At 70.9% G+C, this 11,454-nt stretch carries 9 protein-coding genes and 1 pseudogene; 4 read left to right on the forward strand and 6 right to left on the reverse strand.

Annotated elements, in window-relative coordinates:
• Window positions 1-308 precede the first annotated feature (308 nt).
• Complete coding sequence (locus ENSA5_RS39035; RefSeq protein ID WP_258182677.1) at window positions 309-2,009, forward strand: DUF4215 domain-containing protein; 1,701 nt, start codon at window positions 309-311, stop codon at window positions 2,007-2,009.
• On the opposite strand, the gene ENSA5_RS00135 is transcribed toward ENSA5_RS39035, so the two are convergent.
• From ENSA5_RS00135 to ENSA5_RS00145, 3 genes are all read right to left on the reverse strand, one after another.
• Window positions 1,934-2,614: a hypothetical protein gene (locus tag ENSA5_RS00135; RefSeq protein ID WP_146155150.1), complete on the reverse strand. Its 681-nt coding sequence runs from the start codon at window positions 2,612-2,614 to the stop codon at window positions 1,934-1,936. The two genes, ENSA5_RS39035 and ENSA5_RS00135, sit on opposite strands and share 76 nt — an antisense overlap.
• 51 nt (window positions 2,615-2,665) lie before the next feature.
• Window positions 2,666-3,160 (reverse strand): FKBP-type peptidyl-prolyl cis-trans isomerase, encoded by a 495-nt coding sequence (locus ENSA5_RS00140; RefSeq protein WP_106389512.1) that lies wholly within the window; start codon window positions 3,158-3,160, stop codon window positions 2,666-2,668.
• Between the two features lie 70 nt (window positions 3,161-3,230).
• Window positions 3,231-4,844: a L,D-transpeptidase family protein gene (locus ENSA5_RS00145; RefSeq protein WP_181197084.1), complete on the reverse strand. Its 1,614-nt coding sequence runs from the start codon at window positions 4,842-4,844 to the stop codon at window positions 3,231-3,233.
• A 117-nt stretch (window positions 4,845-4,961) separates the two neighbouring features.
• Between ENSA5_RS00145 and ENSA5_RS36755 the strand changes: the two genes are divergently transcribed.
• Window positions 4,962-5,942 (forward strand): hypothetical protein, encoded by a 981-nt coding sequence (locus ENSA5_RS36755; RefSeq protein ID WP_106389514.1) that lies wholly within the window; start codon window positions 4,962-4,964, stop codon window positions 5,940-5,942.
• Window positions 5,943-5,951: 9 nt separating this feature from the next.
• Here ENSA5_RS36755 and ENSA5_RS00155 read toward each other — a convergent pair whose 3' ends face one another.
• The 3 genes and pseudogenes from ENSA5_RS00155 to ENSA5_RS39630 form a co-directional block, all read right to left on the reverse strand.
• Window positions 5,952-6,809 carry a PP2C family protein-serine/threonine phosphatase gene (locus tag ENSA5_RS00155; RefSeq protein ID WP_106389515.1) on the reverse strand — a complete coding sequence of 286 codons (858 nt, stop codon included), beginning with the start codon at window positions 6,807-6,809 and terminating at the stop codon, window positions 5,952-5,954.
• Window positions 6,809-8,056: an FHA domain-containing protein gene (locus ENSA5_RS00160; protein WP_258182680.1), complete on the reverse strand. Its 1,248-nt coding sequence runs from the start codon at window positions 8,054-8,056 to the stop codon at window positions 6,809-6,811. Before ENSA5_RS00160 ends, ENSA5_RS00155 begins: the two co-directional genes overlap by 1 nt.
• A 69-nt stretch (window positions 8,057-8,125) precedes the next feature.
• Window positions 8,126-8,293, reverse strand: a pseudogene (locus ENSA5_RS39630) (double zinc ribbon domain-containing protein); the annotation flags it as partial.
• A gap of 209 nt (window positions 8,294-8,502) precedes the next feature.
• Between ENSA5_RS39630 and ENSA5_RS36760 the strand changes: the two are divergent.
• Entirely contained in the window at window positions 8,503-9,801 is a 1,299-nt protein-coding gene (locus ENSA5_RS36760; RefSeq protein ID WP_181197085.1) for a carboxypeptidase-like regulatory domain-containing protein, read from the forward strand.
• Window positions 9,802-9,860: 59 nt separating this feature from the next.
• The coding region (locus tag ENSA5_RS00170) for a hypothetical protein (protein ID WP_146155151.1) at window positions 9,861-11,454 on the forward strand (1,594 nt) is incomplete at its 3' end.

An 11,454-nucleotide genomic window follows, 5' to 3' on the forward strand; every position in this document is an offset into this window, starting at 1 on the left:
ATGCGACCGCGCTCCAGAGCGAGTTCCCGTCGTCCAGGATACCAGTCTACCTTTCGACGGCGCCCGATACGACGATCGAACATACGGGAGCCTCCCAAAGCGATGCCGCTCGAATCCTGATTGAGGTCATCGCGCGCCACAACGAGACGGTGGTCGCGCCGAAGCTCTACTTCGCAGGCTTCGACGATTCGGCTGGATACACGGACCCGATGGACGATGACAACCTCTTTTACTCCTGGAAGAAAGGTGTGACAGTCCACAGCTACGAGTGTGGCCTCTTGGAGGAAGTGGAGAAGCCGCAAGTCCCCATGAAGTACCTCTGCGATGCCGATGTCAACACCGGCATCAAAGCATGTGCGCTACAAGTCGAGAACAACAGCTCCGAGACCGTAGGCTCCGTCACCCTGGTCCCGGCCGACTGCGAGCTCGTCGCCGGCGCCCCGCGGGTCTGGAGCTTCGACGGCAGCACCACCTCCGACCTCGGCCACACCTACCTCCACGAGCTCGGCCACATCCTCGGACTCAGGCACACCAACCGCACCACCGCCGAGTGCGGCACGGTCTCGGGCAACAACCCCGACGGCAACACCGGCGTCATGCGCTCGACGAACGGCGCCAGCTTGAGCCGCTTTCGTCACTGGAGACGCGACGACCTCGACGGCATCGACCATCTCTGGGACAGCTACTACCCGAGCTACGAGCTCGCCTCTTGGCCCGACGAGGGCTTCCCCGACCTGATCCCGATGTCCGCGGCGTCCTCGCTCACGGGCGCGAGCGTGATCCGCAGCGGCTCCCTCGCCGACGCCCCGCCCGGCGCCCCGCAGCCCCTCGTGACCCTCGACGACCGCCGCCGCGTCGTGTTTGCGACCCTCGCGGACGACGACAGCGTGATCGAGGCGCCGGCGGTGGTCGAGCCCGGGCCGCTCGGCAAGACCGTTGGCAACCCCGAGATCGCGCTCGGCGACGACGGCGAGGGCGAGCGGGTGTTCGTGGCGTGGACCGCCAACGAGCAGCCCGACGTTGACGTGATGCAGACCCGCTGGGCCCTGCGCGAGCTCGGGGGCGGCCCATGGACGATCACCGCGGGCTTCGACCTGAAGACCTCCCGCGTGGTCGCGGGCTTCGACCCCGCGAGCAACAACTGGCTGCTGGGCACCTTGTCCGAGGCCGGCGAGCCTCGCGTGTCCGTGATCGGCTACGGGGGCGAGCTGCTGCTCGAGTCCGCCGAGCTCGGCGGCCTCACGAGCTACGAGATCGGCAACCCCGTGTGCCGCGAGAGCCCCGGCTGCACGATGCTGCTGTCGACCTCCGAGCTCGGCGGCCCCTCGCTCGCGCGAGTTGACTTCGCGGTGTTCAGCGACCCACCGAGCGTGTTCGTGCAGTCCATGGTCGTGTTCGATGAGCAGGACGTCTACGGCCGCACGAGCCTGGCCTCGGCCGATCCTGGCTCGCTGCACGGCCTCGCCGGGTGGCAGCGCTTCGAGCTCGGTGCCGCCGCGAACGACTCGCCCAACCCCGTCATTCCGCCCTTGTTTAGCGCGCAGAATTGGCCCCTGGGCCTGGGCGCGTACACCGACGATCAAGCCATGCGTAGCCACCGGCTGGCGCTGCCGCTCGAGGTCGCGTGCGGCAACGGGATCGTGCAGGCCGCCGAAGCGTGCGACGATGGAAACCTGCAGCCCGGCGACGGCTGCGATGACACTTGCGCGCTCGAGTTCGTCGGGGGCGAGACCGGCGGCACGGGCGACGCGGGCGGCGACTTCGATGATGACGAAGCTTGCCAGTGTGCGCTCGAGCGCCGCGACGACGGGCGTGGGCTCGGGCTGGTGTTCGTGGGCATGGGCGTCTGCGGGGCAGCGATCTATCGCCGACGCCGACGCCGACGCCGACGGGAACTGCTACATCCAGGCCCCGCTGCAAGCGCCCAGCCCGATCAGGTCGGACACGGAATCGGCGCGAGGGAGGTCAGCGCCGGGAGGTGGCCCGTCGGGCTCCGACCGAGCGAGTAGCCGCAGTAGTTGTAGCTGTTGCCGCCCCCGATGCAGTCCTCCCACCGCTGGATCGCCCACTGCGGCCCGATGTCGGGGACGGGGTCGCCGTCGCCGTCGAGCAGCTGGGCGCCCGCGTCGCCGCCATCGGCGTAGACCAGGAGCACGCCCTCGGCGACGATGTCGGTGCTCACCCGGCAGTCGGCGGCGCTGTTCGACATCCGCAGGCGCAGGACGCTGGCGTCCTCGGGGGCGACCCACGCGTCGCTGACGCGGCCGACCTGGTAGTAGCCCTGACCGAGCACGCTGTAGCGAGTCCGCGCGTCGCAGCTGTCAGGGCCGTTGTAGTTATTGTAGGGCTGGACGATGGCGGCCCAGCCGACGATCGCAAAGCGGTTGGGATCCGGCGCGCTGCTGACAGCGAGCGGCTTGGAGAACTGCAGCTCGAGCACGCCCGCGCCGATCCACTCGCCGTCGAGCACGATCGGGGGCGCGGTCGCGCTCGCCGTTGGCTCGGGCAGCGCCTCGAAGGTGCGCAGGCCCTCGCAGGGGTCGGAGTTCTCGCAGCCACCGAGACCGATCGCCGCGGCGACCCCGACCAAACCCACCCGCACAGGTCGCTCCATGCCCATGCCCGATGCTCCCACACTCCCGGGCCAGCGCGCGAGCCCCTGGCCTCACTTCTTCGGGGGCGGCGGCGGCGGCTTGACCATCGCCTTGCCGAGCTCCTTCTCTTTGCTCGTCGCCTTGCGCACGCCGATGATCCGGACGGCCATGCCGATCGTCTGGCCGGCGAGCGGATGGATCATGGCCACGGTCACGCTCTCGTCGGAGACCTCTTTGACGGCGAGGTGGAGCGGCTGCCCGTTGGGCATCTTGGCCACGAACTTGACGCCGACCTCGAACTTGGTGCCCTCGGGGAACTCGGCCCGGCTCATGACGTTGGTCGGGGCGTCCTCGACGGTCCCGAACGCCTCCTCGGGCGGGAACTCGAAGGTCTCTTCGGCGCCGTCCTCGAGACCCTCGAGGCGCTTGGCGAGACCGGGGATCAGCGTCTGCCTGCCGTGCAGGAGGCTGACGGGACCGGAGATGTCGGAGCTCTCTACGATCTCTCCATCGGCGGTGGTGATGTCGTACGCGAGCGTCACGACGGTGCCAGGCTCGATCTTCATTGCAGGGATGATAGAAGCCGAATCGCGCGCCTGACCAGGCCGCACCCAAAAAAAGCGCGCGCGCGGGTGCTCACTCCGTGACCACGATCGCGCTGGCCTCGGATCCCATGACTCCGGGCATGGCCGCGGCCCAGCCGTCGGGCAGCTTGGGCTCGGTGAAGCCGAACAACCACCGCGCGTCGGCTGGCGACAAGTTCACGCAGCCGTGACTGCGGACCAGGCCAAAGCCCCCGTGCCAAAACGCGCCATGGAGCGCGACATTGTTCGAGAAGTACTGGGTCCAGGGCACGTCCTCGATCGAGTAGGCCTCGTCCTCGACGGGCTGATCGCGCATCGAGGTCACGATGAACTTGCTCTGGACGCGGTGGACCCCCACCGGGGTCATGCCGGGCTCCTTGCCGGTCGAGACCAGGGTCGCGAACACGGGGCGGTCACCGATGTAGGCGACCAGCGTCTGCTCCGAGAGATCGACGTGGATCCAGTGCTCGTCCGACTCGATCCCCGGCGGACGCTTGAGCTTCGCGGCCTCACCGACCGCGTACGCGCGCAGCAGCTTGCCGGCCTCGTCCTCGTAGTAGTCGTAGTCGCCGATCCGGACCTTGCGCACGAAAGGATGGGTCGAGCGCCGCTCGAGGGTCTCGCCGCTGCCCTCGAGCATGCCCATGTCCCCGACCCGGGTCTGGAGCTCGAGCTCGCGGACGACGAAGTGAAGGGGCAGCGGGTCTTCGCCCGTCAACACCTGGCCGCGGAAGTCCGAGCCCTCCTTGGTCCCGAGCTGATACTTGCGCGCGTAGACTCCGCGGTTGGTCTTGAGGAAGTGGCGCTTGGCGTGGACGTGCTCCGAGGTGATCGTCACGTAGTAGCCCGCGTTGAGGTACTCCTTGACCACGGCCGGGACCTCGCTGGGCCGCTTGTCACGCTCGAGGGGCATCGGCTCGCGGCCCTTGGCGGCCAGCCACGCCTGCGCGGCGGCGTCGGCTCGATCTTGCTCGCTGTAGCTCGGTAGGCGATGAAAAAAAGACGTGCCGTCGTGGTTGACCCGCCAGTAGTCGAGGGGCATGGCCTCGTCGACGTTGGGCCAGGCGACGTCGATCGATCCGTCATCCGGGGCGGTCTCGGCGATCTCGAGCCCGGCGCCGATGCAGATCCACCCCTCGGGGAAGATCTTGTGCCAGCCGCTGGAGCAGCCGCCGCCGAAGGTCCGCTCGGCGTCGACGCGCACCCGCGCGCCCGCGCGCAACATGCCGATCCGGGCCGACTCGAGGTCGGCGCGCTCGCGCACGATCACGGCGCCCGCGCTGACGAGCCCGTGCTTGGGGAATTCTTGCTCGTGCTCGTCGGTGAACTCGACCGGTTCGTAGAAGACCTTGGTGAACTCGGTGTAGTGGCCGTCCGGGTCGGCCGCGTAGGGACCGGTGGCCGTGCCCGCGTCGGCGTCTTCGCTCGCGCGCTGGTCCTTGGCGGCCTGGGCGAGCTGCTCGTGGTCGGCGTCGGCGGCTGTCGGGCGCTCTGCCAGCATCGCGGCCATCCCGACCCCGGCTTCGGCCGAATCGTCGTCGTCGTCGGTCGCGACCGCGATGTCCTCGCTGGCCGGACGCGGCCCCGCGAGCTCGTACCCGGCCACGGTCACGCCCGCGCCGATCATGAAGCCGCCGAAGATCTCTAGTGCTCGCCGCGTGTCCATGGGCCTCGGGGTCGCTGAACATAGTCGTGGCCACCGGCCCGGGCAAGGCGACGGACCCGGCTTCACGCGCCAGGCCTGCACTTGCATCGCTTCGGAGCTTCGGTCCATGCTGGCCCAGTGAGCTCTGCGGTTCTTGCGCCCAGCCGGCGCTTTCACAACGCGCGAACGCGCCGGTCCGCAGCCCAATCGATCGCCATCGGCGCGAGCCTGGGCCTGGGTCTGTGGGTCGACGACGTCGAGGCCGCACCCGAGCCGGAGCCCGAAACGATCGAGGTTGAGGCAGCCGAAGCCGCGCCCGATCAGCCGAGCGCGGACGAAGCTCCAGACGCCGTCGAGGCCGCACCCGAGCCCGAGCCCGAGCCCGAGCCCGTCGATGAAGCGACCACGCCGGAGCCCGAGGCGACGGCGAGCCCCGAGCACGACGAGGGCGTCGAGTACGTCGACGAGGACGAGGGCGTCGAGTACGTCGACGAGGACGAGGGCGTCGAGTACGTCGACGAGGCCGAGGCCGAGGGCGTCGACAGCGAGGACAGCGAGGACAGCGTCGACCCCGACCCCGACGCCGAGCCGATCCGCCCGCCTCGCTTCGACGGCCCCTACTTTGGGGTCCTGGCCATGGCCACGACCAACTTCGTCAAGGTCATCGACCTCGAGACCAAGGCCCCGCTGTTCGGCGGCGGCGGGTTCATCCAAGCCGGTGACGCGGTGTTCCCGTGGATGAGCATCGGCATCGCCGCGGGCGGGCAGGCGGCGCGGGTCGGAAACCAGCAGATGTTCGAGGGCGCGCTGCTGGTCGAGCTCGGCTTCGTCCCGGCCAAGCGCTACCCGCTGTCGCTGCGCGCGGGCTTCGGCTTCGGCGGCGGCGCGGTCAAGGAGCAGGGCGTCGAGGGGCGCTCGGGCTTCGGCGGGGCGCTGTTCAAGGCCTCGGCCCGCTACGAGTTCTTTCCGCTGGCCGAGCGCAAGCGCCCGGATCGCGGCGGCGGCTGGGCGATCGGCCCCGAGCTCGGCTGGCTCGGCGCGACCCCGGCGGCCAAGGGCCAGCCCTTCGTCAACACGATCCTGCTCGGGATCTCGACCAGCTTCTACTTCGGGTCCTGAGCCGGCCCGCTACTGCAGGGTGTGTGAGGCTCGGCGGACGCTGACGGGCTCGCGGCCCTGGGGGATCTGGAGCCCCTCGCCGACGAAGCGACCGACCGCGACGGTCACGTTGTCGGGCCCACCGGCTGCGCAGGCGGCCTCGGTCAGCGCACGACAGCAGCGCACGGGATCTTGATACTTGAGCATCAGCTCGAGGATCCGCGCGTCTTCGAGCGGACCGGTGAGCCCGTCGCTGCACATCAAGAGCACGTCGCCCGCGCGCAGGGACACGTGGACGATCTCCGGCTGAATCACCGGTTGGACGCCGAGGGCCTGAAGCAGGACGTTGCGGTGCTCGTAGCTGCGGCCCTGCTCCGGGGTCAGCTGACCGCTGGCGATCATCTGACCGACGACGCTGTGATCGGTGGTCAGCTGGGTCAGGGCCCGGCCGCGACGGAGGTAGCCGCGCGAGTCGCCGACGTTGAGCACGTAGAGCTCGTGCCCGTAGACCAGCGCCGCGGTCATCGTCGTGCCCATCCCGCGCTTGCCCGGGTGGCTGCGGGCGTAGTCGAGGATCGCCCGGTTCGCGGCCGCGACGGCCGACAGCATCGCCTCCTGGACGCTGGCGTGATCGCCCAGCGGCGTCGAGCTCATCAGGGTCTCGTAGAGGGTCTCCGCGCCGATCTTGGACGCGATGTCCCCGGCCGCGGCGCCGCCCATGCCGTCGCAGACACCGATCAGGGTGACCCCGATGCCGAGCTCCTGCAGCGTGGTTCCGGGCCTCAGGCCTCGCTCGCCCGTCCTGACGTTGGCGACGACGAACGCGTCCTCGTTGCGCTCGCGGACGCAACCGATCTCGGTCCTGGCGAACAGCTCGACTCGCGCCACTAGTCGCGCCTCACCCGGAAGATTTGATCACCGACGCGGAACATCGCGCCGTAGGGCACGCTGACAGCCCCGCGAATGCGCACGTAGGTGCCGTTGGCCGAGCCGAGGTCCTCGAGCAGCACGGTCATGGCCTTCTCGTGGACCTCCATGCGCACGCGGGCGTGCGCGCGGCTCAAGAAGCCGTCGCTTGGAAACACGATCTCGCCTTGCTCACGGCCGATGGTCATCTCGGTGCCTCGGATATGGTAGCGATCATCCTCGATCTCGCCGACACAAACCCGCGTGAGCGCGGCCCACGGTGGCTTGACCGGGGTCCCGAACCCACGCACCTGGTGGGTGTCGAGGGGTGTCTCTTGCCACGGCGACCCGAGATGGTCGAGGCGCAGGAGCTGGTTGCCGAGCAGGAAGTGATCTCCGGGGTAGACCGGCGTGGGCTCGGTCAGGCGCAAGTACACGCCGTTGCGTGAGCCGAGGTCGGCGAGGTGGAGCCCCCCCTCGACCGGCGTGACTTTGGCGTGCTGGGGCGAGACGAAGGGATCCGAGGGGAACGCGATCCCAGCCTGGCGACCGATCTCGACGCCCTGGGCCGACACCGCGAACGACTCGCCCTCCCTCCCGTCCCGCCCAACGAGCACGAGGCGCACGGGCGAGGATGGCTGCGGGCTCGCCCACGCCTGGGCCGGTGGCGCGCTGTGTGCGGCGGCCGCGGACGCGACCTCGCCGTGACCGTGGCCCGTTCGGACCCGGTCGTTGGGCGCGGCGGGCCGAGCGGGGCTCGGCGACGCGTGGCTGATCGGCTCGGGGTGGGCGTCGGCCCGCACCCGGGGACGCGGCAGGTTGGTGGCTGAGGCCGCAGGATCTCCGGCCGGGTGCGCCTGGGGCCGCGGAGCAGCGTTCGGACGCGCCTTGGGCCCGGGTCGCTTTGACCCAGGGGCGTTCGCGTAGACCGGATCGAAGCCGGCTTGCCCGCCGCCTTGCCCCCTGGCCTGCCCCGCAGCCGGCTTCTCACCGCGCCCGCTCTCGTCGGCGTCGAAGCCCGTGTAGTTGGGGCGCGGCCGAGGTGCCGGACGACGACGGCCCCGCGGGGCGCTGGGCTCGGGCGCGCTCGGCCCCTGCTGCGCGCGGGAGCGCGGCTGGCTGCCGGGGGGGGAGAAGGTCGGTCCGGCCGGGTCAGCGGCGCTCGGAGCGATCTCCGTGTGCTCGCGGATCGGCGCACGGACGGGCACGTCGCCCTGATCGCCGAACATCGCGCGGACGTTTAGCGCCCCGGTGTGCGGGCGAGCGAAGCGCTGCTCGACCGACAGGCCGCAGACCTGACAGAACGAAGCTCCGCTCGCTACCCCCGATCCGCAGCGGGGGCACTTTGACGCACCGGTCGGTGGCGCCGGTAATTGGGCACGAAGTTCGTAGTCACACACGTGGCACCGAACCGCGTCAGGCGAGTTGTCGGTGCCGCATGCCGGGCATGGGATCGTTTCTGCCATCGGCCATCCGGGTTCGGGCGGGCGCTGGGAGCCGCTGGCCACTGGCCAGTGGGCCTTGAAAGGCCACGCGGGCTGGGATAGACCGCGTTGCCAGGTTGCCGAGGTTATCGGGCACCCCGCTGGGCGTCAATCGTGAGCGCCCAATACGCGACACCTTCACCGTCCCGCCTCCTCTGGAGACCACTCTGCCACTTCTGCGCACACTCGGGTTGACCTTTCGGCCGCCTCTCGCCACCGGTCCCGGCCGGCTGGCGCTGCGCTCCGCGCTCGCGCTCGCGCTCCTTGGCCCCCACCTGTTCGCCTGCGCCCCCATCGTTCGACCCGCCTCCTTCAAGGGGGCCCGGGGCCAGGTCACGGACACCAGCTTGCTCGGCCCCTTCGACGGCCAGATCGTCGACCAGGCCACGGGCGAGCCGGTTCAGGACGCGGTCGTCGTCGGCGTGTGGTCCTACGACCGCGGCGACGGCTTCATCTCGCCGAGCGGATCCGAGACGATCTCCGTCCAGACCGACGAGGCCGGGCGCTATCGCATCGGCCGCGCGCCGCTGCGCAAGCGCGGCAGCCACCTGCGCCTCGTGTCCTTTCGTCTCGTCGTCTACAAGCGCGGCTACGCCAGCTACCGCTCCGACGCCCTGCTCGCCGGCGGCCCCCGGCGAGACTTCACCGGTCGCCACAACCGGATCGAGCTCGACAAGTGGCGCGAGCGCGACTCCCACGCAGACCACCTGCTGTTCCTCGCCCCGCCCCGCGAGGTCGCGCGTGTCGCCGACTGGGAGCGGAGGCAGGCCAACCTCGATCTCTACAAGACCCTCGGCGGCGGGCTCGAGCCCGAGGACCACGAGGGCGAGGGCGATCCGAGGGGCCCGGACGGCCCGGGCACGCCCGAGGATCTGTGGCTCGACGCGAGCCAACTCATCTACCCCGAAGACGTCGCCATGCGCACGGGCTACGACGGCGAGTTCGTGGTCGAAGATCTCGGCGACTTTCCGCGCACCGATTTTTACCACGGCGTCCTGTTTCGGGCGCTCGATCGCGAGGAGGAGCACGACTTCTCCTACCGCGTGTGGCACCAGCCGAGCGGCGGCCTCGAGCCCGTCATCGCGATCTTCCGTGAGAACCTCCCGGTCGAGGTCAGCCCCGAGGTCACCGACGAGACCTGGATCTACGAGGAGCCCGGGACCGAGTTTCGCGGGGTCGCGTTCATCGATCGGGCCAGCGAGACCGGCGTGCTCGTCAGCTGCGGGCCCGCGCAGTGCATCGACGTCGACACCGCGATCATCCTGGCCAAGTACATCCAGGGTCGCCTCGAGCAGATCAGCACGGTCCCGGCCGGCCCGGCCCCGGAGCCCGCAGCCGCCGAGCCGAGCGCGACAAGTGGCGACGCGAGCCCCGCCCCCAGCGAGCCCGAGCCCGAGCCCGAGCCCGACTCCGAGCCCGAGCCCGAGCCCGACTCCGAGACCCCCCCGGAACCAGACCCCGACACCGAGCCACAGGAGCCATCGCCGTGACCCAACGCGCACCACGACCCCGCGGCCGCCTCCCACGGCTTTGGGCGCGCCCCTGGGCGGTGGGCCTGGCCGGCCTCCTCGGCCTCGGCCTGTGCTCGGGTCCGGCCGCGGCCTGGGACCCCTCGACGACGCACCAGGGCCTGCTCGAGTCCGCGGTCACCCGCAGCGCCGTGCACCTGCGCTGGATGGACGCGAGCGAGCTCGAGCGCGGGCTGTTCACCTCCTTGCGCGTCGACCCGGACCGCCTGACCAAAGAGGAGCTGCGCCTGCTGCAGCTGACGATCCGCAACGCCCACGCCGACGTCGGCGCGCGGCCGCTCGGTGGACCGGGCGCCTGCCCGTCGGCGGACGCCCCGCCCGAGACCCAGCTGTTTTGCGTCGACCAGAACCTGTGGGAGCACTCGGCCCTCGGCTGGCTGCGCCTGGGCATGCTCGCCGAGGTCACGCCCTCGGCCCGCGAGCTCAACCACTTCGTCGACCTCGAGCACCCCGAGGCCGCGCGGTGGAGTGATGACGAGCTGCCCGCTGCGGTCCTGCGCCGTCGGGCCCGAGCCAACGGCGAGCCGACGGCCGGGGTCGTGACCGGAACCAACTTCTCCGGCCAGGCGCCGTCGGCGATCGCGTGGTTCGAGGATCCCGATGATCTGCTCGCTCCGCCCCAGACCTACGCGCACCTGGCCCTGGCCAGCAGCGCCGCGAGCCAGGCCGAGCGCGACCACCACCTCGCCCTCGCGATGATGGGCGTCGGCGCCCTGCTCCACGTCGTTCAAGATCTCGCGGTCCCCGCTCACGCCCGCGGCGACGGGACCGCCTTCTTCGCGCCGCTGTCTCCGGCCCCGGGCGACCGCGGGCTGCCCTTGCAGGAATTCGTGCGCTTCGAGTACGGGCGCAGCGAGCTGCCCGGACTCCGCGCCGGTCTGGGCGGGCGCTCGTCGGCCCTCGGCTCCCCTGCCCCCGGCGGCCCCAGCGCGGCCGGGCCGAGCGGCGTGCCCCTGGCCGAGACCTTGATCGGCCATGTGCTCGGTGACGCGCAGCACGACGGCGTCGCAACCCTCGCAGGCCGGCACTTCTTCTCGGAGTCGAGCGTGCCCGCGCCCCAGCACCTCGACCCCACGCTGAGCGCGTCCGAGGCCGCGAGCGCGCTGCTCGGCGACGCGCATCACCTCGCGGCCGTCGAGGTCGAGGGCGCCACCCTCGCGCCGTGGCCGGCCGAGCGCGGCTACCTCTTGAGCCCGACCGGTCGCGCGCTCGCTGCCTTCGACACCGATCTCGACGGCCGCACGCGCCCCTACCTCGACGAGGCCTGCTACCGCGATCAGGCCGCGCTGCTGCTGCCTGCCGCCGTCGACGCGACCCGCTCGCTGCTCGATCTGCTGTGGCCCGCGTGGCCCGAGATGCAGCGCAGCGGTGACGACCTCGTCTTGACCATCCCCGCCTGGGCCAGCGCCGAGCTCAGCGTCTCGATCCAGCGCGACGACGGGCAGCGGCGCGAAGTCGGTCGGCATGCGCTCACGGTCTCGAGCGAGAACGTCGTCGCCCTCGGGGTCGGAGAGCTCGCGCCTGGCGAGCGCGTGGTGCTGGTCCTCGACGCGACCCGGGCCGACGGCCCGCCGATCGTCCTCGAGCAGATCCTCTCGCGTCGAGGGCCCGCCC

It is taken from the genome of Enhygromyxa salina (assembly GCF_002994615.1).
GTDB classification, from domain to species: domain Bacteria; phylum Myxococcota_A; class Polyangia; order Nannocystales; family Nannocystaceae; genus Plesiocystis; species Plesiocystis salina_A.